This window comes from Acinetobacter sp. S-1 (assembly GCF_059579785.1).
Map to the genome: position 1 here is coordinate 1398887 of NZ_CM184207.1, position 25317 is coordinate 1424203.

A 25317-nucleotide genomic window follows, 5' to 3' on the forward strand; every position below is an offset into this window, starting at 1 on the left:
CAAAGAGGCTGTAAAGCCGAGAACTATCTTAAAACAAAATTAAATAAACTACCTAATTAAAAAACCAATTAAACTGAAGAACTGATCAGGAATTAATATATCTTATTTTAAAATTTGAAACATAAAAAAAGAGCATGCAAAAGCATGCTCTTTTTTTGATGAGAAATTACTCAGATACGATAGTAACGAGAACTTCTGCAACAACATCATGGTGCAATTGGATTGCGATGTTGAATTCACCAGTGTGACGAAGCGCGCCATTTGGTAAACGAACTTCTGCACGGTCAACTGTAAGACCAGCATTCGTTAATGCGTCAGCGATGTCACGAGTACCGATAGAACCGAAGAGTTTACCTTCGTCACCAGCTTTAGCAGTGATAACGATGTTAACTTCATTCAATTGTTCAGCACGTGCTTGAGCAGCAGCTAAAACTTCAGCTTCTTGCTTCTCAAGTTCAGCACGACGAGCTTCAAAAGCAGCAGTGTTAGCTTCAGTAGCTGCAACTGCTTTACCTTGAGGGATAAGGAAGTTACGGCCGTAACCAGCTTTAACTGATACTTTATCGCCTAATTTACCAAGGTTCTTAATGCGTTGTAATAAGATAACGTCCACAGATCACCTCACTTATGGTTGTCAGTGTACGGAATCAAAGACAAATAGCGAGCTTGTTTGATAGCAAGTGCTAATTGACGTTGATAACGAGCTTTAGTACCAGTGATACGGCTAGGAACAATCTTGCCGTTTTCAGTGATGTACTGTTTTAAAGTGTCGATATCTTTGTAGTCGATGTACGCAACATTCTCAGCTGTAAAGCGGCAGAACTTGCGACGACGGTAAAAACGTGCCATTGATGTTCTCCTTATTCAGCTTCTTGAGCAACTTGCTGTGCTTCTTCGCGTTGAGCTTTACGCGCACGCTTTTCTTCAGCACTCTTAGCAAGCAATGACTCTTCAGTGATTGCGTGTTCACGACGGATGATAAGGTTACGAATGATCGCGTCGTTATAACGGAATAATTCTTCTAACTCATCAAGCGTAGTTTGACCACATTCAACATTCATAAGAATGTAGTGCGCTTTGTGAATTTTGTTAATTGGGTAAGCCAATTGACGACGGCCCCAATCTTCTAAACGGTGAATTTGACCTTCAGCTTCTTTGATCTGAGAGATATAGCGTTCAACCATACCTACAACTTGATCGCTTTGGTCTGGGTGTACCAAAAGTACGATTTCGTAATGACGCATTGTCAGCTCCTTACGGTTTAAACAGCCCCTAATAAAAAAATTAGAAGCAAGGAGTCATAACTTAATAAGTTATGTCGCAAAATTTGCGAAGGCTGAATTATAGGTAAAAGTTCGACTAAAAACAAATCTTTTGATCAGAAAAGTAAAACTTCTTTACTATAAAGAGGAAATCCTCTCTTGTTTAAAAGAGAGGAAGATTTGGAGCAGGGGATTGATAGGTAAAGCTAAAGCTCAAACTTAACAGGGTAATTAATATGACCGAGTACAGGAAAAAACGTTTAGCCCACAATTGATCATTTTCGGCTTTAAATCCAATAACTGATAAATATAACCAATATGCAGTCAAAGCATTAAAAGTAATTAAAAAGAATACATTGGTATAGCCAAAACAATATAACCCATTCAAAACAGCTGCAAATAATAGGATATAGATTACACATTCAATTTTCGTACGATAAATAGAACGTGCTACAGGCAAAATTGGAATTCCCGCATTTTTGTAATCATCAAAACGATAAATTGCAATTGCCCAAGAGTGAGGCATTTGCCATAAAGCGTATGCTAAAAACAAAAGCAGGGCTGCCACATCAAATTGATGAGTTACTGCTGTATAACCAATAACAGGAGGGCTCGCTCCGGAGATGCTACCAATGACGGTTTGATGGATTGAGGTGCGTTTGGTCCACAAGCTATAAAAACCGACATAGACAATAAAACCAATCATTGCAAACAAAAATGCATAACCATTTACACCAAACCATAAAATGCTAAAACCAATTACTCCAAGCACTAATGCATATATCAGCGCAACAGTAGGAGAGATTGTTTTTTTAACAAGAGCACGATTTTGAGTGCGCTGCATCTTTGTATCAATATCTTGATCTATAACATTATTAACCACACAACCAGAAGCCACAACTAAAGTTGTTCCAAGTAGGGTGAGAAGTAATAATAAGATGTCTATAGAGCCTTGGGCGGCTAAGAAAAAGCCGCCCAAGGTGGTAATGAAATTACCGAAGAGAATTCCTGGTTTAGTCAGGAATAGATATTTTCTCAACATGACAATCAGTTTAGATCATCATATTGTAGTGAAGGTAATTCATAATCCACACAGAACCGATTAAAAGTACGGCGATACATAGGATTGTGTAGATGAATGCAATCATATTCCAACGTTGTTCAGATGATGTATTCATGTGTAAGAAGTACACAAGTTGTACAAGAACCTGAGCAACCGCAGTGATTGCAATCACTGTAACTAAAAGGCCACGACTGAAACCACCCGCCATCACCATCCCGAAAGGGATGATAGTGAGGATAACAGAAAGGATAAATCCAACAGTGTATTGCTTAAAGTTACCGTGTGACGCACCAGCAGCATTATGCTCATGACTACTCATTAGAGAACTCCCAGTAAGTAAACGACGCTGAATACACAGATCCAAACGATGTCAAGGAAGTGCCAGAACAAGCTTAAGCAAGCAAGACGACGTGTATTCGGTAAAGTCAAACCTTTAGTTTTAATTTGATACATTAATACTAGCATCCACACTAAACCAGAAGTTACGTGGATACCGTGTGTACCAACCAAAGTAAAGAACGATGATAAGAATGCACTGTGAGTTGGACCATGACCTTCTTCTACAAGGTGATGGAATTCATAGAGTTCCATACCGATGAAGGTCGCACCAAAAAGGAATGTAATAAATAACCAAGTAATAACTTGATTTACATTCTTTTTATAAGATGCAAGTACAGCAAAACCGAAAGTTACCGATGAAATCAATAAGGCAAATGTTTCAGTTAACACGTAGCCTAATGATTCATGGAATAGGTCGTATGCACTTGGAGTCCCTGCTGGAACATGACTGCTTAATACAGCGAACGCAATGAAGAGTGATCCGAAAAGAATCAAGTCACTCATCAAGTATGTCCAGAAACCAAAAACCGTTAAGTCTGTATCATCATGTTCATGATGACCGTCATGGCCGTGGTTGTCGTGATGAAGTACTTCAGCCATTTCCTTAGTCCTTCTTCAAGTGTTTTTCAAGTAAAGCATAGCGTTCGTTTTCAATACGCTCAACTTCAGCAGCAGGAACGTAGTAGTCAACATTCTTAGTGAATGAGCTTACGATCAAGCTAACAACAGCTGCAACGAATGAAACAACAACGAGCCACCAAATATGCCAGATGAGTGCAAAGCCAAGAAGAGTAATGAACATTGCAATGACAAAACCAGCAGCACGATCAGTCGGCATGTGGATGTCTTCATATTTAGTGTTACGTGCGTATGCTACACCATTTTCTTTGTCAGTCCAGAAACGGTCGATACCGCTTGCATCTGGTTCATGCGCAAAGTTATAGAACGGAGCAGGGGAAGAGGTCGCCCATTCAAGCGTACGAGCATCCCATGGATCGCCAGTAAGGTCCATGTTGTCTTTACGTTGTAAGAAGCCAACGATGATTTGCATTAAGAAACATGCAATACCAATCGCAACAAGAACAGCACCAAATAATGCAATCGCAAGGTACGGATCCCATTCAGGGTTGTCATATGTATTCAAACGACGAGTCATACCCATGAAACCAAGGATATAAAGTGGCATGAATGCAAAATAGAAACCGAAGAACCAGAACCAGAACGCAGCTTTACCCCATGCTTCGTTGAGCTTCCAACCAAACATTTTTGGCCAGTAGTAAATGATGCCGGCAAACATACCAAACACCACACCACCGATAATTACGTTATGGAAGTGAGCGATCAAGAATAATGAGTTGTGTACCAAGAAGTCCGCAGGTGGAACAGCCATAAGTACACCAGTTAAACCACCGATACCGAATGTTACAAGGAAGCCAAGCGTCCATAACATTGGAGTAGTAAAGGTGATGCGACCTTTATACATGGTGAATAACCAAGAGAAGATTTTCACACCAGTAGGAATCGCAATAACCATGGTCATGATACCGAAGAACGCGTTAACGTTCGCACCAGCACCCATGGTGAAGAAGTGGTGAAGCCATACAACAAACGCAAGAACAGTAATCGCGATAGTTGCATACACCATAGACTTGTAACCGAACAACGCTTTACGAGAGAAGGTTGCAACGATTTCTGAGTATAGACCAAATGCTGGTAATACCAAGATATATACTTCAGGGTGACCCCATGTCCAGATCAAGTTCACATAAAGCATTGGGCTACCGCCAAGCTCATTTGTGAAGAAATGGAAGCCGAAGTAACGGTCAAGAGTAAGCATTGCAAGAGTACCTGTTAATACAGGGAATGATGCAATGATTAATACAGCCGTACAAAGTGAAGTCCACGTGAAAATAGGCATATCCATTAATTTCATGCCAGGTGCACGCATTTTGATGATGGTAACGAAGAAGTTAACACCAGATAAAAGCGTACCTAGACCAGAAACCTGAAGTGCCCAGATATAGTAGTCAACACCTACACCAGGAGAATATTGAATGCCAGATAGAGGAGGGTAAGCCATCCAACCAGTCGCAGCAAATTCACCTAACACAAGTGAAAGCATCATCAAACCAGCAGCACCAGCGAATAACCAGAAGCTTAAAGAGTTTAATAATGGGAAAGCAACGTCGCGAGCACCAATCTGTAAAGGTACAGAGATGTTCATCATACCTACAACGAGACCCATTGCTACGAAGAAGATCATGATTACACCGTGTGCGGTGAAGATCTGGTCATAGTGGTCAGGATGTAGATAACCTTCGCCGCCGCCTTTAGCGAGGAAAAGTTGTAAACGCATCATGATCGCATCGGCGAAACCACGCAGAAGCATGACAACAGATACGATGATATACATGATACCAATCTTTTTATGGTCTACCGTAATAAACCACTCATTCCACAAATATCCCCATTTTTTGAAATAGGTGATACCGCCAAGCACTGCAATTGCACCAATTGCCATAAGGACCATGGTGACAAGTACGATTGGCTCTGTCGGGATAGAGTCCCAACCCAGTTTACCAAAAATCATATCCATGTCTTATTCCCCTTGAGCAGCGTGTTCAGCTGCAGCATGAGTGTCAGCTGTTGCGTGTTCAGCAGAGTGGTCAACACCATGATAGTTACTCATATAGTGGTTGATAATTGTTTCAAACAATTTAGGCTCAACAGTAGAGTAATAAGTCACAGGGTGTGGCTTAGTCGGGAACGGTTTCATAGCTTCAGCTTCAGCAACTGCTTTTTCATCACCAGCAGCTTTAGCACGATTTACTAAATGCTCGATCTGATGCTTAGAACGGTTACCATCACGTAAGGTTGCCAATTCAGCTTGGTCAAGCGTAGTTTTTTGAACTGCTTCTGGGTTAATGGTTGAACCATTACCTGCTTTAACCGCTGCTACCCATTCGTTGAATTGTTGCTCTGTAACACTATGCGCCTTGAAACGCATTTGAGAGAAACCGTAACCTGAGTAGTTAGAAGAGAAACCACGATATACACCAGTTTCATTTGCTAACAAATGAAGGTGAGTTTGCATACCTGCCATTGCATAAATCTGGCCGCCTAACTGTGGAATGAAGAATGAGTTCATTGTAAAGTTAGAAGTGATTTTAAAGCTTAACGGAGTTTTTTCAGGGAAACGTACTTCGTTAACTGTTGCAATGTTTTGTTCAGGATAAATAAAGATCCACTTAAACTGTTCAGCAATAACCTGAATAGTTAAAGGTGCTTTATCTGATTCTAAAGGACGGTATGGGTCATACTTGTGGGAACCCCACCAAGTTAACCAAGCTAAAATACCAATAATAATGACAGGGATACCCCATACTACAACTTCAATTGCAGTTGAGTGTGCCCATGTAGGTTTATAGTCTGCATCTTTATTTGACGCGCGATATTTCCAACCAAACCATAATGCCATGATGATTGAAGGAATCACCACAAGTAACATTAAATAGATCGCAGTCATCATAAGGTCACTTTGACCTTGACCAACTGGACCTTTAGAGTTTAGAAGTACCATATCACCACCACACCCAGTCAAAAGTGCGGCAAGCGTTGATAAAGACAATACAGCTAAAATCGTTTGTCTCATTTTACAACCTCGGTGAAGAGTCCCATTCCCTAATTAAATATGGGATAGCGATTAAAGTGTCGCATGATTGAGAACGCTAATCCTTAAATTTAGACTTCTCAATTATATGACACCGCTACGTTGTAGGGCATTATGCCTCATATCGACAAACTAAGCTATACATAAAGTAGGCTGAAATAATTGTTTTAAAACCCGATTTTTTTTGTAGGGTATGTGATTTCAATAGAGCTTTTATTTAAATATCAACTCACTATAGAAAAAAGGAGGCAGGGTGCCTCCTCTTTTTTTAGACATTAAATGAATGAGTCATTCACTATCATTTGATCACTTTTGTTCTTGCAATTTTGTCATGTAAAGCTTGTCGCTTTTGTCCTAATGCAAAAGCGTAGTCAATAATTGTACTGATCGGCATAAACAGTAAGTTTAATATGATAAAAACAATACTTCTTAATAAGAAGATGCGAGTTAAATTAACCTTGCTATTGTCCTCAGCATCTACAATTTTAATTCCAACGATTTTCTTACCTATACTCTGACCAAACTTTGTTAAAAGAACGGCTTGAATTGCAAGCATAATTACGACGTAAAGAAGCATTGAATGCCAAGCTTCTATTGGAATTAAAGTAAAAAGTTGTTGTTGCAATTCTGCAGCTTTAGTCGATGCGACTTCGGCAGATTGCATCTGTTTTTGCAACTCGAATAATTGCTTATATTGAGCTTCATTAAAGAAAAAAGAAGGAATTGCAGCGATTGGTAGCCAAAGCAATAAATCAATAATTTTTGCTAAAGCCCGAGCCGGAATAGACGCAAGTTCATGAACTTTAGGTTCTACACGAATTTGACGAATAGTTTCATTAGTTGATGTATTCGTGTTTATTGTAGGTACAGAATAACCGATAGGTTGATATACAAGTTTACCTTGGGTTAATTCTCCTAAAGCTTTCCATTCTGTCATGCCTTCATGCCAAGCTAAATCAGTTAACAAAATTTGTTGGCTAGCCAACATTTGATTTACTTGTTCTAAAGTATAAGGCCCAGCTTGTTGATTATTACGTGCCAAGTAAATTTGCATAAATAAAAATTCTCTATTCTAAAGATGAAAAAAGACCCACGGATGGGCCTTTTTTTATAACATATTAGATTTGCTTGATTTTTTCTTCAGCAAGGAAGAACCATGTATCTAAAACTGAGTCTGGGTTAAGAGAGACAGATTCGATACCTTGTTCCATTAACCATTTTGCAAGATCTGGATGGTCTGAAGGACCCTGACCACAGATACCTACATATTTACCTGCTTTACGGCAGGCATGGATTGCCATTGAAAGAAGAGCTTTAACAGCTGCATCACGTTCATCAAATAAGTGTGAAACAATACCTGAGTCACGGTCAAGGCCTAACGTTAACTGAGTTAAGTCATTAGAACCAATAGAGAAACCATCGAAGTGCTCTAAGAATTGTTCAGCTAACAGAGCGTTAGTTGGTAATTCGCACATCATGATTACTTTTAAGCCGTTCTCACCACGTTTTAAGCCATTTTGTGCAAGTAATTCAATAACACGTTTCGCTTCAGATACTGTGCGTACAAAAGGAATCATGATTTGAATATTGGTTAGACCCATTTCGTCACGAACTTTCTTAAGTGCGCGGCATTCTAATTCAAAACAATCACGGAAGTTATCAGATACATAACGGCTTGCACCACGGAAACCCAGCATCGGGTTTTCTTCTTCAGGCTCGTATAACTTACCACCAATTAAGTTTGCGTATTCGTTTGACTTGAAGTCAGACATACGAACGATAACTGGCTTGTCACCAAATGCAGCAGCAAGAGTTGCAATACCTTCAACCAATTTTTCAACATAGAAATCTACAGGTGAAGCATAACCCGCTGTACGAGTTAAAACCGCAGCACGAGTTTCACGAGGTAGGCTGTCAATGTTGAGTAGGGCTTTTGGATGCACACCGATCATACGGTTAATGATGAACTCAAGACGAGCAAGGCCAATACCTTCGTTTGGAATTTGAGCAAAGTCAAATGCACGGTCAGGGTTACCTACGTTCATCATAATTTTGAACGAAAGCTTAGGCATAGATTCGATTGAGTTGCGTTGAACTTCAAAATCTAAAGCACCTTCGTAAATGAAACCTGTATCACCTTCAGCACAAGAAACAGTTACTTCTTGACCGTCAGTTAATACTTCTGTTGCGTTACCACAACCTACAATCGCTGGTACACCAAGTTCACGTGCAATAATTGCTGCGTGACATGTACGACCACCACGGTTAGTGATAATTGCAGCAGCACGTTTCATTACCGGTTCCCAGTCAGGATCGGTCATATCAGATACAAGAACGTCGCCTTCTTGAACTTTGTCCATTTCTTTAATTGAGTTAACAATACGGACTTTACCAGAACCAATACGTTGACCAATTGAACGACCTTCACAAAGAACAGTACCTCTTTGTTTGAGAAGGTAGCGTTCCATAGTGCCTACATTTTGGCGGCTTTTTACAGTTTCAGGGCGAGCTTGAACAATATAAATTTGACCGTCATCACCGTCTTTTGCCCATTCGATGTCCATTGGCGCACCGTAATGCTGCTCAATGATAAGCGCTTGTTTAGCTAACTCTTGTAACTCATGGTCATTTAAAGCGAATTGTTGGCGATCTTGTTTTTCAACATCAACAACAACAACAGATTTACCCGCGGAACCTTCTTCACCATAAATCATTTTTTGGTGTTTAGAGCCAAGGTTACGACGTAAAACAGAATGTCTTCCTGCATTTAATAATGGTTTAGATAAGTAAAACTCATCTGGGTTAACGGCACCTTGTACAACCATTTCACCTAAACCGTAAGATGCAGTGATAAATACCACATCACGGAAACCAGATTCTGTATCAAGTGTAAACATTACACCCGCAGCGCCAGTTTCAGAACGAACCATACGCTGAACACCCGCTGAAAGTGCAACGATGTCATGATCAAAACCTTGATGCACACGATAAGAAATTGCACGGTCATTATATAAAGAAGCAAATACTTCTTTAATCGCAATAAGTACGTTATCAATACCGCGAATATTCAAGAAAGTTTCTTGTTGACCCGCGAAAGAAGCATCTGGTAAATCTTCAGCAGTTGCAGATGAACGAACGGCAACCGCGATGTCAGGGTTGCCGTTAGAAAGTGCTGTAAAAGCGGCGCGAATTTCTTGTTCTAAGGTTGCAGTGAGTGGAGTCTCTACAATCCATTGACGAATTTTAGCGCCTGTTTCTGCAAGAGCATTTACGTCATCGACGTTGAGTTGAGCAAGTTCTGCTTGAATTCGAGCGTTAAGACCACTTTGGTCTAAGAACTCACGATAGGCAGCAGCAGTAGTTGCAAAGCCACCAGGTACCGATACACCAGCATTTGATAAATGGCTGATCATTTCACCCAAAGATGAGTTTTTCCCACCTACGAGTTCGACATCGTGTTTCCCTAATTTTTCTAGACCGATTACGCGCGCTTCCAAAGTTTTCACTCCACTTTTGCAGTATTAATGTCTATCTTGGCATGAAATTATAAAAATAAAGTGCTTAGTTGAGAATTATACTAAGCGACAGTCATGTAAGATCAGTTTACTATAAAGATTATATAGCACTAAGACAAATGTTTAAGGAGAATTTTAATGTCAGAAAGTAAACAATTTAAGCGGAGTGTTTTTTTTATTTCTGATGGAACTGCAATTACTGCCGAGACTCTTGGACATTCGTTATTAGCACAATTTCCCAATGTAGATTTTGATATTCACATCATGCCGTATATTACAACTGAAGAGGCGGCAATGGATGTGGTGGTTGAGATTAATCGATGCCAAACCAAAGATGGTTGCCTACCTTTAGTATTCGATACTTTAGTCGATCCGCATGTGCGAGAGATTATTAATACGGCTAAAGCGGTTAATCTGGATGTGTTTGAAGGTTTAATTAGTAAACTTGAACAAGAGCTTGGAACACCACCAACAACATTGGTTGGGCAGACTCATGCGGTAACCGATTCTGAATATTATAAAGCCCGTATCGATGCTGTTCATTTTGCGCTTGATAATGATGATGGGGCACGTACTCGTCATTACGATAAAGCGGATTTAATCTTAATTGGAGTTTCCCGTTCGGGTAAAACACCGACTTCTATTTACTTATCTCTTCAATTCGGTATTCGCGTTGCAAACTATCCATTAACTGAAGAAGATTTAGATGATAACCGTTTACCAGCAGTATTAAGAGCTCATCGTAGCAAGTTATTTGGTTTGATGATTGATGCTGAGCGTTTGGTCGCAATTCGTAGTGAACGTAAAGCGAATAGCCGTTATGCAAGTTTTAGCCAATGCCAAATGGAGCTAAGAGCAATTGAAGGGATTTATATTTCAGAAGGCATTAAATATTTAAACGTGACCGAAATGTCGATTGAAGAGATTTCAACTCGTATTTTACAAATGACAGGATTAAAACGTCGTATTGGTTAATTTAATCAATTGTTTATTTTAACCATTCAATTTTTGTATATTAATTTATAGATAAGTTGAATGGTTTTTTTATATATATCACAGAGAAAAATTAAAGTTTTATATATAAAACTAAATATTATTAAATAGTTCTTATTGGTTATAAGCCCGTAGTTATTTTGAAACTCGTTTGTAAATTTAAATAACACTATTGAAAAGAAGTGTATGTTTTTTATTGCACATAAAAATAGTAATTCTTTATTTTTTATAAATATTTTAGAAAATCATTCATGAAAAATCCATAATTTATAAAATGTTAAATAGATCACACTTTTTTAATGTTGTGTGATTGGTTTTTGATTTTAATTATAATTTCCCACCTCGATATGGGACTATCCGATTATCAAAATGCTAAAAAAATGTGTTTTTTCATTGGTATATATCTTGCCTCTTAATTTATATGCTGCTCAAGTAGATGAATTGCGAGAGCAAGCTATTCACACTTACAAAACTGGGCAAACTCAACAAGCAATATTGCAATTAGAACAATTGCTAAATAAGTACCCGCATGACCAAAAATTATTAGCTGATTATTTAGTTGTCATGTCAAGTGAAAAAAGAGATTTATTAACCTTCTCTCAGCATTTAACAAATGTTAATTATGTGAATTTTCCAGAATATGGGCAACTACCATTAATACGTAATTTTCGTGATTTTAAACACTTTAAAGATGCAATTGAGTGGTCGAATAAATTTAATATTCAAAAGACATCTGATGGGCAGATTTTATTAGCGGTTCTATATGCTGAGGCTAAAGACCCTGTAAATGCTAAGGTGCATTTATCAGGTATTAAGAGTAAAAATCTTACAGCTGATCAATTTGTTCAAATTGCTTATGCATATCGACTTATTAATTCCCCTGTAGATGCTTTATCTGCAATCGAGCAAGCTTATCAACAACAACCAAAATCTTTTACGGTTTTGCAAGAATATATTTACGACTTGGCGGCTGTAGGCGCTTATAAAAAAGCTCAGCAGTTGCTGCTTGCCAGCGATAAAAATGTGCAAACAGAATCGTTACAACACTGGTTAAAAGTCAGCGAGTTTTCTCAACGTGTAAATAACGCAATTACTCGCTATAAATATTTGAATCGGGAAGGCATGTCGGATAGTGAAGGCTTTGCTGAGCTTGATGCTGTGTTGAAACAAGGTGAGCAAATACAGCCTTTGATTCAACCGTCAGACCCTAATTATTTAAGATTTCATTATGACTATTTGTATGCTTTGGACTTTCGTGGGCGCAGCCGTACGGTATTAGATGAATTTACTAAATTAAATGTACCGTTAGAAAAGTTACCGGCTTATGTTCGTCATGCGATTGCTGATAGTTATTTAGCTGAAAGACAACCTAAGCAGGCTGAACTCGCGTTTAAAACCTTACTTACCGAAAAAAACTACTCAGATATGACGGTATATACGGGGCTTTATTATTCTTATATTGAACAAGAAAAATATAAGCAAGCTGAACAACTTTTAAGTGAGGTTGATCGTTTAATCCCTACGTATAAATATAGCCAAGCCAAGGGAGTAGATAAATCAAGCCATCCTGATCGTGATGATTATATTGCTTTACAAGGCATGCATTTAGCTTATGCAAATCATTTGGATAAATCAGAAAAGCATTTTCAAAAACAAGTAGATCTTGCACCTGCTAATGAAGGTTTAATTAACAACCTTGCTCGTGTTGAGCGCTGGAGAGATAAACCGTTACAGGCAAAGCAAACAATTGCTCGTTTAAATGGTTTAACACCCGTTGCTAAAGATACGCGTATTAACCAAATGCAAAATGCTCAGGCTTTAGGAGATATTCCTGAGTGGCGCAAAAGTACAGAAAATCTTTTGCAATATTATCCTGAAGATAGTGGTGTAATTAAAAGTCGAAAAGAGTTGGATGATCGTGATAGAGCAACCATCTCGCACTCTACAACTTGGGGCCATAGTAAAGCAGAAAATAGCGATTCTGTGAGTGGGCAAAATGGCTTAAAAGATCGAGAAATGGAAACTCGTGTTAATAGCCCTTGGATTAAAGATAATTATCGTCTATTTGCTTGGCATCAAGATCGTTACGGTGAATACCGTTTTGGTGATGTGCATGACCAACGTTACGGTGTTGGTGCTGAGTGGCAAGCAAACCGTAAGGCATTGTCGGCAATTTTGTCGCAAAGTACAGATGGTGGCCAAGCAGGTGTTCGTCTTGATTGGTCGCAATGGTTAAACGACCACTGGCAATATCAATTGCAATATGACAGTCAGGCTAATATTCCATTACAAGCAATTGATGCTGGTGAGGATGGACAAGCTTACCGTGCTGCTTTGACATGGCAAAAAGATGAGTCACGCCAAATTGGAGCGAGCTATGGCTTAACCGATATAAGTGACGGTAATAAACAACAAGAATTTTCTACTTTTTGGCGTGAGCGATTATTTGATGCGCCTCACCATATTACTTACGGAACCGTTCGTGGATTTTATGGCAGCAATAGCCAAGATCAGACTGCTTACTTTAGCCCAAGCAATCATTACAGTGCCGAGTTGAATTTAAGCCATGACTGGGTCACTTGGCGAGAGTACGAACGCTCATTTAAACAACATTTTGAAGCTGGAGTAGGGCTATATAAACAAGCAGATTACTCCGCTCGACCAACATATTCTTTGCAATATCAACATCAATGGCAGCTCTCGCGGACTTGGCAACTTAATTATGGAATTGGTTGGCAATACCATCCATATGATGGTCATGATGAACAACATACCTACGGTATTTTCGGATTTGAAGGGCGTTTTTAATGAATAATATGATGTCAAAAATGTTGAGCTGTGTGTTTGCCTCAACATTATTACCCGTACAATTTGCCTATGCCCGCATTGAGACTGAACTACCAAAAAATCATACGGTTTCGTTAACTTTTCATGATGTGCGAGATGACGTGTTTAAGGAAGGGGACCATGATGTTTATGCGATTCAGACCAATAATCTGGCGCAATTTCTTGATTGGCTCAGTCAGTCTGATTGGAAACCGATTCGCTTAAAAGATATTGAAGAGGCTCGTAAGCAAGGTAAAGAATTACCTCATAACTCTATTCTACTTACCTTCGATGATGGTGCTTTAAGTAGTTATAGCCGAGTATTTCCTTTGCTGAAGCAATATAAAATTCCAGCAGTTTTTGCTCTTCCAACAAGTTGGTTGAATGGTAATACAAAAGCGGGTTATGAAGCCTATGGTCAAGGTAACTTGGTGAACTGGGCTCAAGTTCGTGAAATGCAAGCATCTGGGTTAGCCGAGTTTGCAAGCCATAGCGATGATTTACATCATGGGGTATTAGCCAATCCTCAAGGCAATGAGCAACCTGCTGCAACTTCTTATGCTTATTTAAAATCGCTATCACGTTATGAAACCGATGCAGAATATCAACAACGTATTTTGCAGGATTTAAAAAAATCTTATGCAGTTTTGAAAAAAGAAGTAGGGGTTAATCCTAAAGCAATTATTTGGCCTTATGGCGCCGTGAATGAGCAGTTAGAGAAGCTGGCACAACAGGCTGGTTTTCAGTTCTCATTCAGTTTAGGACGTGATGGTATGAATCGCGTGAGTGACTCAACTTTTAAGCGTAGCTTAGTCATTAATAACCCCACAGCCGAACAACTGACAGAAGGCATGTTAAATATTCTGAATTTCGAAGAGTCAGATTTATTTAAGCAGCCACGTCATTTTGTGAGCATGGACTTAAAGCAGTTAGCAGCACAGCAAAATACTCAAACTGATGAAAAACTTGGGCAGTTGTTATCAAAACTGTATAGCTTGAAAAACAACGCTTTAATCTTAAAGCCTTTGGAAGACACAGATGGAGATGGGCAATATGATGTTGCCTATTTCCCTACAAATAAAATGTCTGTTCAACAAGATATTTTAAATCGTAGTTTATGGCAGGCTCAAACTCGTGCAGGCCAATCTGTAATATTAGAATTGCCTGCTTATCCGCAAAAAGATAAACCATTTTTAGCTGTAGATTTGGCTAAAGATATTGCACGTTTTAACAGTAATTTAAGTGGTATTCAGCTTAATGCAGGATCATCTTTAAATTGCGCAATGCAAAAAACAACCGTGCAAGAAAGCAGTTGCATTGAACAATCAAAACAGCTTGAACAACTGAGTCAATTGACTAAAAAAGCGGTCAAGCCTTATTTAAATATGAGTAATCAGGCACAGTTTAGTTTATTGCTTACACCTGATTTAGACCATATCGAAAATCTACCTGAGCTTATAAAAACGCTTTTAATGCAACATGACTTAGTCAATTTGAAGTTTGATGTGATTGGTAAGAAAAAACAATTTAATCAGTTGTTAACGCTCTTAAATACACTTGATCAAAATGATAAGCAAAGAATAATGCTGACTTTAGTATTACCAGAAAATTCGCAAAAAAATGCTTGGGAAGAGGTTCAGCAAGGACTCTTTTCGACTCAGCGAGTAGGAATCCAGAAATTCGGTATTGATAGCTATGACTTTGAAAAATCAAAAGATGTTCATCAGTACTTATATAATCCGCTTAGTCTGAATGCTAGCCCTGTGATGTATCAGCCTTTTGCTGGATTGGTAGAGGGGAAAAAGTAATGAGGGTATTACTCGATATTCTGTTTGCTTTTGCCTTTTTATATCCCTTACTGATGGCTTGGACATGGATGGTAGGGGGACTTTGGTTTTTCTTTAAAAGAGAATACCGCGAACAAGCGCTTCCTGAACCTACAGGTGAAGGATGCAGTATCATCATTCCGTGTTTTAACGAAGAAGCGCAAGTACGCCAAACAATTCGTTATGCGCTACAAACCAAATATCCTAATTTTGAAGTCATTGCTGTTAATGACGGAAGTAGTGATAGGACCGCCGAAATTCTAGATGAATTGTCAGCGCAAGATTTACGACTTCGGGTTGTACACTTAGCAGAAAATCAGGGTAAGGCTGTAGCTTTAAGATCGGGAGTACTGGTTAGTAAATACGAATATCTTGTTTGTATCGATGGAGATGCGTTGTTGCATCCGCATGCGGTACTTTGGTTAATGCAACCATTTATTAACTTCCCGCGAATTGGTGCTGTAACTGGTAATCCACGAATTTTAAACCGATCTAGTATTTTAGGAAAATTACAGGTTGGTGAGTTTTCTTCGATTATTGGTTTGATTAAACGTGCACAACGTACATATGGTCGTATTTTTACCGTGTCTGGAGTGATTGCAGCATTTCGTAAAACTGCACTCGTTCGAGTCGGGTTTTGGTCTGACGATAAAATTACCGAAGATATTGATATTTCATGGAAGTTACAGCTCGACCATTGGGATATTCAGTATATTCCGCAAGCGCTTTGCTATATCTATATGCCTGAGACATTTAAAGGTCTATGGAAGCAACGTCTTCGTTGGGCACAAGGTGGGGTAGAGGTTCTTATAGAATATATTCCACAAATGTTCAAACTGCGTGTTCGCAGAATGTGGCCAGTCATGATTGAAGCGCTAGTCAGTATTATCTGGTCTTATGTGATGATCATGATCTTCACGCTTTTTTTTGTTGGATTATTTGTTGAACTGCCTCAGCAATGGCAGATCAAAACGCTTATGCCACAGTGGTACGGGGTAATACTAGGCGGAACATGTTTGATCCAGTTTTTAGTGAGTTTGTGGATTGATCATCGTTATGACCGAGGGCGTTTTTTTAGAAATTACTTTTGGGTAATTTGGTACCCGTTATTTTTCTGGCTACTGACTTTGTTTACAAGTGTTGTTGCGGTACCAAAAACTTTATTTAACACAAAAAAACGTGCCCGTTGGGTAAGTCCAGACCGAGGCTTCCGTGGAGATAACCCATGAAACTTGAGGAAAATAAGGATATAGAGACTTTAGATATCCCTGAATATATTGATCAGCCGGAATATGTCAAAAATAAAACAGCAAACTATACATTACAAACCATTGGCTGGATTTGTTTAATGTGGTTGCTTTTCCCGTTGGTTTCACTGTTTTTATGGGTTTTTGAAGGTCACTTAATTTATGATTACGTCTGGGTAGACCACTTATCAGAAGTTAAGACCTTATTACATTTAGCATTAATGATCGGAATTAGCGCGCTTATTTTAATTTTATGGGCAAGTTATAACTGGATTAGGTTTAGTGGTGAGGACCGACGTGCTAAGGCACCTAATAGTTCTGTAGAATTATTAGCGGCCCAATTTTCAGTTACTTCCGACATGCTAAATGATTTGCAAGAAAAACAGCGCATCATTTTGCATTACGATGATCATGGTAATTTGCAAAAATATGAGTAAATAAAAAAGCATGGCCTAAAACCATGCTTTTTTACTTTTATGGGATTGCTCTGATAATAATATCAACAGGTTGTTCTATACCATCCATGCTGTGAACAGATGTATTGGTAATTTTAACAATTGGCCATGTTTGCAATTTACAGTTGGGTTTCTGAAGTGCCGCATAATAACTGTCGGATTTAAAAAATACTTTTTTTGTGGTTGCAGTATTGGGAGTCAAAAGACGCTTAAGCCATGGTTCATTTACTTGAGTTTCTAGAAAACGTAATGCCAGAATGCTTTTAACACGATTGTTAAATAACCTGCGGTTTTTGATAATAAGTGGGTGAGTAATTAACTTATGCGTACCCATCTGACTATGGGGCAAAATAAAATGAGGGGTGATTTGGAAGACAGTCACAAATTTTGCTTGCTGGCAGATTTTTTCAAGATGAGTCACGCTATCTTGATTTGTACCAATAATCGCGACAGATGAATGTGAAAAGTCAAACTCTTTAATTGATGTTGAGGAAATCACTTGACCAGTAAAATCTTCGAAATCTTGAGAGATATTCTGAAAAATCACTGATTTTGAAGTGTTATTTTTAATATTAATACTCATTTTCCAAAAATCCTTTTGGTTTTTAAATCATGATGTTTTTATCGTTTTAATATAAATAACCAAGCAGGCAGTTGGGGTAAAGTCTTTTCAGATAGATGGTCATCCCATACTCGAAATCAATTCAAGTATGGGAGCTTAAAGTAGAGTTTAATGTTCTGTTTTTACATTCATGAGTTGTGTAAAGCTTTCTAAACGTTTAGCTGTATCGTATACATCGCATGTAAAAATAAATTCATCAACATCGTATGTCGCTAATAAATTTTGTAAGCCAGAGCGAACCGTATCTACAGAACCAATTTGCGCCATTGCATAGAAGTTTTCGACAGAAAGTTGTTCTGCTGTATTCCATAATCCCTGCATTGATTCAACTGGTGGTTTCAGCTTCAAGCTTTCACCACGGATTAAACCTAATACGCGTTGGTAAGCACTAGTTGCTAAAAATTGTGCTTCTTCATCTGTATCTGCAACGACAACAGGCACACCCATTGAAACATACGGCTTATCTAGATACTCAGAAGGTTCAAAGTTCTCTCGATAGAGTTGAATCGCTTGACCTAACATACGTGGTGCAAAATGTGATGCAAATGAGTAGGGAAGTCCAAGTTTTGCGGCGAGTTGTGCACTAAATAGGCTAGATCCAAGTAACCAAACAGGAACATGGGTGCTTTGTCCTGGTGTTGCAATAATTTTTTGTCCTGCTTGAGGTACATCGAAATATTTTAAGATTTCGACAACATCTCTAGGAAACTGATCTTCTGTTTCTTGATGACCACGACGTAAAGCTCGCATGGTGAGTTGGTCTGTACCAGGAGCACGGCCTAAACCAAGTTCAATACGATTTGGATATAAAGTAGCAAGCGTCCCGAACTGTTCTGCGACAACTAAAGGGGCATGGTTAGGAAGCATAATTCCGCCTGAACCTAAGCGAATATGCTGTGTATGTGCTGCAATAAAACCGAGTAAGACAGCGGTAGCTGAACTTGCGATTCCATCCATGTTGTGATGTTCAGCAAGCCAGAAACGTTCATAACCTAGTTTTTCTGCATGTTGTGCCAATTCTAATGCGTGACGTAATGAGAATTCGATGGTTTTATCATTACGAATAGGAGCAAGTTCCAAAATGGAGAACTTGGTATCTTGAAGTGATCGCATGCGATATTCTCGAATAAGGATATATCGAAATAATACGATATATGGGGTGTGATGTATATCGTTTTTTTTCGATATTAATTTTTAGCTATCAATAAAAAAGCACCCGAAGGTGCTCTTTTGATTCATCTGTGAATTAGCGGTTTTTATACCAACCACGGTGTAAGCCATTGTCATGGCGACGGCTACCACCTTTATAATAACGACGGTCACCATCGTAATATCTGCGGTCATCACGATCGTAACGACCGCGATCATAACGGTCATCGTAGTTACGATCTTCAGCAACTTTACGACCTAATGCAGAACCACCAGCTGCACCTACTGCTGCACCGATGTATCCACCATTGGTGCCGCCCATATTTTTGCCGACTGTATAACCAGCACCACCACCTAAAGCACCACCAATTGCAGCTTCTGTACGATTACGACGATCACTTGCTGCTGCTGCACCACCAGCACCACCTAAAGCAGCACCGATTGTTGCACCTGAGGTACCACCAATACTTTTACCAATTGCAGTACCCACTACACTACCTAAAGCAGAGGTTGCAGCAACACGTGTACCATTGTCAGCATGTGCAACTGTTACCATAGAAGATGTTGCAATTAATGCACTAGCCAACCAAATATTCATTTTCATCGTAGAACTCCATGTCCTTTTTACTGGAAGGACAGTTATCTTTATCTTGGGGTAAATGTAATAAAAAATTTCGTGATAATTATGGAGAACCCCAAGGGTGATACAAGTGTTTTGTGTCTGTTTGTAGTGTTTATATTAATTTGTGGATAAACCATGAGCATACGACAAATTAGCTTTTAATCACTCATAATAAAAAAGCACCCGAAGGTGCTTAAATATCTGTTCGTCAAATTTGATTAGTGATGACGACGGTGTTTTTTCTTCCAGTGTTTAGAAGATTTTTCTGTATAACGGTCTTTAGAGATTTTATTACCCAAAGCAGAACCACCCGCAGCACCTAAAGCAGCGCCTACATAACCACCATTTGTACCGCCCATGCTTTTACCAACCGTATAACCAGCACCACCACCTAAAGCACCGCCAATCGCAGATTCAGTACGGTTACGACGATCGCTTGCAACAGCTGCACCACCAGCACCACCTAAAGCAGCACCAATTGTTGCGCCAGATGTACCGCCCATGCTTTTACCAATTGCAGTACCTGCTACGCTACCTAAAGCAGAAGCGGCTGCTACATGTGTTGTATTGTCAGCATGTGCCACAGTAACCATTGAAGTTGCGAGAACAGCGCTACATAACCAAGCATTTAATTTCATTTTTGACTCCGTGTCCCTAGTTGCAGGACCCTATATCTTTTGTTACGGCAAATGTAACAAAACACTTCTCCCAAAATATGGAGAACCATCTTTTGATTATTGCAGTTTAGTGTCTGGTTTGTATGTTTTCTATTAAAATAGAATATTTAATACTCATATAGATAAATTAAGCTTTATTTAGTTTTGACGGGGTTAGTCACGATCAGAACATAGAAAATTTATTAAAGCTCTTGTCGCAGACGACATATGTTTATGTTGTGCGTACAGTAAAGAAAAGGGCCGTATGTGACCTGCATAACCCTCAAGTAGGGGCTGCAATTTTCCTTGCCGGATCTTTTCATTAACAATAAAGCTATAACTCTGACATATTCCTAATCCACTTTCAGCAAGAGAAACTACTCCCAAAATATCTTCTTTTACTAAAATCCGATTTGATGGTATCCATTGAATTTCATTATCACCATTTTTAAAAAACCATGGAGTGACCTTACCTGTGCTCGGTAATTCAAAGGCAATACATTGGTGATGGTTTAAGTCTTCCAAGGTTTGAGGAACACCCATACGTTTTAAATAATCGGGTGAGGCAACAAGTTGAAGAGGGGCAAGCTCCAAAGGTCTGGCAATGAGAGTGCTACTAGGAAGCTGACCTTGACGAATAGCTAAATCAAATCCTTCCGCAATTAAATCGACGTTTCGATTAGAAATACTGACTTCAATTTGAATATCTGGATATTGCAAAAGAAATTTTTGTAGTAATTCTGGAAGGCGATAGTGTCCATAGGTGGTGGGTACGCTTAATTTAATTTTGCCGGAAATTTGCAGTTGCTTACCTTGAATAGCACGCTCTGCATGGTCAATTAACTGAAATGCATGTTGCATCTTTTCATAATAAAGTTGACCAGCTTCAGTCAGGCTCAAATGGCGAGTTGTTCTTCTAAAAAACTGAATGCCAAGTTTTTTCTCTAGCCGCGTAATTGTTCTACTAATGACTGAAGGAGTTGTTGCTAAATAAATTGCAGCTGCACTAATAGAAAGCTTCTCAGCCACAATTAAAAACACTTCAATATCGGCAAGATGGTCAAATTGACGTGACATTTAGTCCTCAAACGCAAAAAAGATTTGCAAAGGTGGTTGTTTATCTACCTGATTGGCAAAAATAGAATATATCTATCCAAAATATAAATCCAGCAAATGGTTGGAATGAAGGTCGAATGATGAAATCTCTAAATAAAATAATGCTTGCAGTAGTTACTGCTCTAGCAGCATTCAGTGCAAATGCTGCTCATGTGTTAGTTGTGTTGTCTGATGAAGCCCAATTAGAGCTGAAAAAAGGTCATATTTTTAAAACAGGCTTTTACTTAAATGAGTTGATGCAACCTACAAAAATGCTTTTAGATGCAGGCCATACAGTAACTTTCGCTACACCAAAAGGGAAAGCTCCAACCTTAGATGAATCATCGAATAATGCGATGTATTTTAACCAAGATGAAAAAGCATTAAAGCAATATGCAGATTTATTGCATGATCTAAAATTAACATCTGCTCAAGATTCTCCAGTTGTGAGCCTATCTCGTATTGAACAAATTGGTGTGGGTCAGTTTGATGCTATTTATATTCCAGGTGGGCATGCACCTATGCAAGATCTATTAAAAGATAAACAACTTGGAAAAGTACTTACAGCTTTCCATAAAGCTGGTAAACCTACTGCGTTGGTCTGTCATGGTCCTATTGCATTAATGTCTACTTTACCTAATGCCTCGGAAGTAGTTGGTCAACTCGAACAAGGCAAACCAGTAAAAACTGGCGAATGGATTTATAAAAATTATCGAATGACGGTGATTAGTAATCAGGAAGAAGAGCAGGCTAAAGCTTTATTAAAAGGTGGAGAAATGAAGTTTTATCCACAAACTATATTACAGTCACTTGGAGGTAAGTATCAAAGTAATACCACTGCATGGACTCCAAACGTAGTGGTGGACCGTGAACTTATTACAGGACAAAATCCGGCGTCGGCTGTTTTAGTGGGTAAAACTTTATTAGAAAAATTAAAATAAGTTGGCTAGGCAAAGAGGTTTTTAAATAAAGCCTCTATTGTCATATAGAGGAAAAAGATGACTTATTATTTCTTACAGAACAGCCAAATTATAGGCAAGTAAATAAAACTTATTCGAAATCATTATATTTATACGCCTCTACTTATTGGGAAAGTTGATGAATTGGCTGATTATATATGTCATTTAAGCAGCATAATCTGTAAACTATGCGCTATTTTTACGATTTTGCTTATCTTCTATACTTACATAGCGTTCGATAAGCTTTTTGGACTTTTGAGATATTTCCTCTTATGAAAGCGTCACTCCGTTTACGACTTGATCAACTCTGTGATCGACATGAAGAACTTACTGCATTGCTTGCAGATGCTGAAGTGATCTCCGATAACAAACGTTTCCGTAAATTGTCTCGTGAACATAGTGATTTATCTGAAATTACCGAAGTTTGGGGCAAATACCGTCAAGCAGAAGAAGATATTGAAACTGCTGAAATGATGAAGTCGGACCCAGACTTTAAAGATATGGCAGAAGAAGAAATTCAAGCGAATAAAACATTGCTTGAAGAATTAGAAAGCCAGCTCAACATTTTGATGATTCCAAAAGATCCGAATGATTCTAATGCGGCTTATTTAGAAATCCGTGCTGGAACAGGTGGTGATGAAGCTGCGATTTTCTCTGGTGATTTGTTCCGTATGTACAGCAAATATGCCGAGACACAAGGCTGGCGTATTGAAGTCCTTTCTGAAAATGAAGGCGAGCATGGTGGCTTTAAAGAAGTTATTTGCCGTGTAGATGGTGATGGTGTGTATGGTCGCTTGAAGTTTGAAAGTGGTGCTCACCGTGTACAACGTGTGCCAGCAACTGAATCACAAGGTCGTGTGCATACATCAGCTTGTACAGTTGCGATCTTGCCTGAAATTGATGTTGATACTAACGTTGAAATTAATCCTGCAGATTTACGTATTGATACTTACCGTGCATCAGGTGCGGGTGGTCAGCACATTAACAAAACCGATTCAGCGGTACGTATTACTCACATTCCAACCGGCACAGTGGTTGAGTGCCAAGAAGAACGTTCACAGCATAAAAACAAAGCTAAAGCGATGGCATTGTTAGTATCGCGTTTAGAAAATGCAAAACGTGCAGCAGCCGACGCAGCAACTTCTGAGATGCGCCGTGATTTGGTTGGTTCTGGTGACCGTTCTGAACGTATCCGTACTTATAACTACCCACAAGGGCGTATGACGGACCATCGTATTAACCTGACTTTATATAAGTTAGATGCAATTATGGAAGGTGATTTGACTGAATTGCTCGATAGCTTACACCGTGAATATCAGGCAGATCAACTTGCGATGCTTGCACAGGAAAATGGCGGCTAATGAATATTGCTCAAGCGCTTGCAACTCGTGGTGAGCCTGACAGTTATGAACGGCAAGAAAATGCTTGGTTACTTGAGCATTTTCTAAAAATCAATTCGCTTGAATTAAAGTTTAGACTTGAGCAAGAGTTAACTGCCCAACAAGAGCAAGATTACTTGGCTGGTCTTGAACGTATCCAAAATGGTGAGCCTTTAGCTTATGTGACGGGTTCACAGCCATTTTGGACGCTCGATTTAAAAGTAACATCTGATACTTTAGTGCCACGTCCAGATACTGAAGTTTTAGTTGAAACCGTTTTAAATCTAAATTTGCCAAATACTGCAAAGATTGTTGATTTGGGAACGGGAACAGGTGCAATTGCGCTTGCATTAGCAAGTGAACGTCCAGATTGGCAAGTCACGGCAACTGATATTTATGCGTCTACTTTAGAAGTCGCAAAAGAAAATGCACAAGTTCATAATTTGCAACGTGTGAAATTTGCCTGCGGCGCTTGGTTTGACGCACTTGAACCGCAAAAGTTTGATTTAATTGTTTCTAATCCGCCGTATATCGACCCTGACGATGAACACATGCAAGCTTTGGCTACAGAACCACGCCGTGCATTGGTTGCAGATCATCAGGGACTGGCTGATATTGAAATTATTATTGCTCAAGGCAAAAACTGGTTAAAACCGCAAGGCTGGATTGCACTAGAGCATGGTTATGATCAGGGACAAGCTGTTCGAAATATATTTGCTGAGCATGGTTTTAGTGAGATTAGAACCATTCAAGACTATGGCCAAAATGATCGAGTCACTTTGGCATGCTGGATTTAAAGTTATTTTTGTAGCGTATCACGCCAACGTAACAACCAGTTTTCGATAAGTTTCATTAAGGTATCGGTTACTTTACCCAATAGCGCCAATAAAATAATCGCAATAATAACAATATCAGGTCGAGACGTTTCTCGGCCATCACTGAGTAAATAGCCAATCCCTTGAGTGGCTGCAATCAGTTCAGCTGCAATCATAAACATCCAAGACAAACTTAAGCTGTTACGTAAACCCGTTAAAATGCCGGGAGAGGCTGCCGGTAAAATAATAGATATAATCCGCTGAAAAGTATTAAGCCGATAAACTTTTCCAACTTCAATGAGCTTTTTATCTACATTATGAATTGCTGCAACTGTATTGGTATAGGTTGGAAAGAATGCTCCGATTGCAATCAATGTAATTTTAGAACCTTCGTCAATTCCTAACCAAAGCAATAACAGGGGAATCCAAGCAAGACTCGGAATTGATTTAATTGCTGAAAAAGTTGGTTCTAAATATGCTTCTGCTTCTTTACTTAACCCAACCCAAATCGCAAAAACTAAACCTAAACCGCTTCCTATAATAAAGCCCAACAGAACACGCCATGTACTAATATAAATATGGGCAAACAGGTCACTATGAGCTAAATCTAAAAAAGATTGCCATAAACTAGACGGTGCAGGGAGTAGATAAGCATCGATATAGCCATTTCTGACTAGAAACTCACAAGCCGTTAAAAAGATGAGTGGAATGAGTAGCGCTTTAAACCACCGTGTAAATTTGTGGTTTAGATGCTTTTTCTGAGATTTTGAAGCCTGCTGAGCTAAGAAGTGATTTAGCTCAGCTTTGTTAAGTGAATCACTCAT

The 25317-nt window shown here is 39.0% G+C and carries 24 protein-coding genes; 8 read left to right on the forward strand and 16 right to left on the reverse strand.

Translation table 11 applies throughout. From position 1 onward, the window contains the following. Nucleotides 1–166: 166 nt before the first annotated feature. The 10 genes from rplI to ppsA all read right to left on the reverse strand — a co-directional run bounded on the left by rplI (nucleotide 167) and on the right by ppsA (nucleotide 9840). Nucleotides 167–613, reverse strand: coding sequence for a 50S ribosomal protein L9 (gene rplI / locus AC52J8_RS06670; RefSeq protein ID WP_000382591.1), 447 nt, complete (start codon nucleotides 611–613; stop codon nucleotides 167–169). Between the two features lie 8 nt (nucleotides 614–621). Then, nucleotides 622–849, reverse strand: a complete 228-nt coding sequence (gene rpsR / locus AC52J8_RS06675) for a 30S ribosomal protein S18 (RefSeq protein ID WP_000090661.1) — start codon at nucleotides 847–849, stop codon at nucleotides 622–624. A gap of 11 nt (nucleotides 850–860) precedes the next feature. After that, entirely contained in the window at nucleotides 861–1244 is a 384-nt protein-coding gene (rpsF, locus tag AC52J8_RS06680) for a 30S ribosomal protein S6 (protein WP_002119610.1), read from the reverse strand. A gap of 181 nt (nucleotides 1245–1425) precedes the next feature. Further along, on the reverse strand, nucleotides 1426–2304 hold the full coding sequence (gene cyoE / locus AC52J8_RS06685; protein ID WP_002119614.1) for a heme o synthase: 879 nt from the start codon (nucleotides 2302–2304) through the stop codon (nucleotides 1426–1428). Nucleotides 2305–2314: 10 nt separating this feature from the next. Then, on the reverse strand, nucleotides 2315–2644 hold the full coding sequence (locus tag AC52J8_RS06690; RefSeq protein ID WP_000094534.1) for a cytochrome o ubiquinol oxidase subunit IV: 330 nt from the start codon (nucleotides 2642–2644) through the stop codon (nucleotides 2315–2317). Next, a complete protein-coding gene (gene cyoC, locus AC52J8_RS06695; protein WP_016140562.1) occupies nucleotides 2644–3264 on the reverse strand; it encodes a cytochrome o ubiquinol oxidase subunit III in 621 nt (206 codons plus the stop codon). Before cyoC ends, AC52J8_RS06690 begins: the two co-directional genes overlap by 1 nt. Nucleotides 3265–3268: 4 nt before the next feature. Beyond that, nucleotides 3269–5260 (reverse strand): cytochrome o ubiquinol oxidase subunit I, encoded by a 1992-nt coding sequence (gene cyoB / locus AC52J8_RS06700; RefSeq protein ID WP_005068497.1) that lies wholly within the window; start codon nucleotides 5258–5260, stop codon nucleotides 3269–3271. A 3-nt stretch (nucleotides 5261–5263) separates the two neighbouring features. After that, nucleotides 5264–6316: a ubiquinol oxidase subunit II gene (gene cyoA / locus AC52J8_RS06705; protein ID WP_002119579.1), complete on the reverse strand. Its 1053-nt coding sequence runs from the start codon at nucleotides 6314–6316 to the stop codon at nucleotides 5264–5266. A gap of 316 nt (nucleotides 6317–6632) precedes the next feature. Beyond that, complete coding sequence (locus AC52J8_RS06710) at nucleotides 6633–7388, reverse strand: RDD family protein (protein ID WP_002119677.1); 756 nt, start codon at nucleotides 7386–7388, stop codon at nucleotides 6633–6635. Nucleotides 7389–7452: 64 nt separating this feature from the next. Continuing rightward, a complete protein-coding gene (gene ppsA / locus AC52J8_RS06715) occupies nucleotides 7453–9840 on the reverse strand; it encodes a phosphoenolpyruvate synthase (protein WP_005803576.1) in 2388 nt (795 codons plus the stop codon). Between the two features lie 147 nt (nucleotides 9841–9987). Between ppsA and ppsR the strand changes: the two genes are divergently transcribed. From ppsR to pgaD, 5 genes are all read left to right on the forward strand, one after another. Beyond that, nucleotides 9988–10824, forward strand: coding sequence for a posphoenolpyruvate synthetase regulatory kinase/phosphorylase PpsR (gene ppsR / locus AC52J8_RS06720; protein WP_002119749.1), 837 nt, complete (start codon nucleotides 9988–9990; stop codon nucleotides 10822–10824). Between the two features lie 387 nt (nucleotides 10825–11211). Further along, nucleotides 11212–13650: a poly-beta-1,6 N-acetyl-D-glucosamine export porin PgaA gene (gene pgaA, locus AC52J8_RS06725; protein WP_032005413.1), complete on the forward strand. Its 2439-nt coding sequence runs from the start codon at nucleotides 11212–11214 to the stop codon at nucleotides 13648–13650. Continuing rightward, nucleotides 13650–15476, forward strand: coding sequence for a poly-beta-1,6-N-acetyl-D-glucosamine N-deacetylase PgaB (pgaB, locus tag AC52J8_RS06730; protein ID WP_496538901.1), 1827 nt, complete (start codon nucleotides 13650–13652; stop codon nucleotides 15474–15476). Before pgaA ends, pgaB begins: the two co-directional genes overlap by 1 nt. After that, a complete protein-coding gene (gene pgaC, locus AC52J8_RS06735) occupies nucleotides 15476–16723 on the forward strand; it encodes a poly-beta-1,6-N-acetyl-D-glucosamine synthase (RefSeq protein WP_086399135.1) in 1248 nt (415 codons plus the stop codon). The genes pgaB and pgaC overlap by 1 nt, the downstream gene beginning before the upstream one ends. Next, nucleotides 16720–17178: a poly-beta-1,6-N-acetyl-D-glucosamine biosynthesis protein PgaD gene (gene pgaD, locus AC52J8_RS06740; RefSeq protein WP_005073598.1), complete on the forward strand. Its 459-nt coding sequence runs from the start codon at nucleotides 16720–16722 to the stop codon at nucleotides 17176–17178. The genes pgaC and pgaD overlap by 4 nt, the downstream gene beginning before the upstream one ends. A gap of 37 nt (nucleotides 17179–17215) precedes the next feature. On the opposite strand, the gene AC52J8_RS06745 is transcribed toward pgaD, so the two are convergent. The 5 genes from AC52J8_RS06745 to AC52J8_RS06765 form a co-directional block, all read right to left on the reverse strand. Then, entirely contained in the window at nucleotides 17216–17779 is a 564-nt protein-coding gene (locus AC52J8_RS06745) for an NAD(P)/FAD-dependent oxidoreductase (RefSeq protein ID WP_017398520.1), read from the reverse strand. Nucleotides 17780–17926: 147 nt separating this feature from the next. Further along, entirely contained in the window at nucleotides 17927–18931 is a 1005-nt protein-coding gene (locus AC52J8_RS06750; RefSeq protein WP_063099164.1) for an LLM class flavin-dependent oxidoreductase, read from the reverse strand. Nucleotides 18932–19064: 133 nt separating this feature from the next. Next, a complete protein-coding gene (locus tag AC52J8_RS06755) occupies nucleotides 19065–19571 on the reverse strand; it encodes a hypothetical protein (RefSeq protein WP_017480838.1) in 507 nt (168 codons plus the stop codon). A 236-nt stretch (nucleotides 19572–19807) separates the two neighbouring features. After that, a complete protein-coding gene (locus AC52J8_RS06760; protein ID WP_002119685.1) occupies nucleotides 19808–20227 on the reverse strand; it encodes a glycine zipper domain-containing protein in 420 nt (139 codons plus the stop codon). Between the two features lie 192 nt (nucleotides 20228–20419). Then, on the reverse strand, nucleotides 20420–21322 hold the full coding sequence (locus AC52J8_RS06765; RefSeq protein WP_086611363.1) for a LysR family transcriptional regulator: 903 nt from the start codon (nucleotides 21320–21322) through the stop codon (nucleotides 20420–20422). A gap of 119 nt (nucleotides 21323–21441) precedes the next feature. Between AC52J8_RS06765 and AC52J8_RS06770 the strand changes: the two genes are divergently transcribed. From AC52J8_RS06770 to prmC, 3 genes are all read left to right on the forward strand, one after another. Further along, nucleotides 21442–22281: a type 1 glutamine amidotransferase domain-containing protein gene (locus AC52J8_RS06770; RefSeq protein ID WP_197739002.1), complete on the forward strand. Its 840-nt coding sequence runs from the start codon at nucleotides 21442–21444 to the stop codon at nucleotides 22279–22281. 290 nt (nucleotides 22282–22571) lie between these two features. Then, complete coding sequence (prfA, locus tag AC52J8_RS06775) at nucleotides 22572–23660, forward strand: peptide chain release factor 1 (RefSeq protein ID WP_002119588.1); 1089 nt, start codon at nucleotides 22572–22574, stop codon at nucleotides 23658–23660. Further along, a complete protein-coding gene (prmC, locus tag AC52J8_RS06780; protein WP_086399133.1) occupies nucleotides 23660–24475 on the forward strand; it encodes a peptide chain release factor N(5)-glutamine methyltransferase in 816 nt (271 codons plus the stop codon). Before prfA ends, prmC begins: the two co-directional genes overlap by 1 nt. A gap of 2 nt (nucleotides 24476–24477) precedes the next feature. Here prmC and AC52J8_RS06785 read toward each other — a convergent pair whose 3' ends face one another. Then, nucleotides 24478–25317 carry an ABC transporter permease gene (locus AC52J8_RS06785; RefSeq protein WP_202744495.1) on the reverse strand — a complete coding sequence of 280 codons (840 nt, stop codon included), beginning with the start codon at nucleotides 25315–25317 and terminating at the stop codon, nucleotides 24478–24480.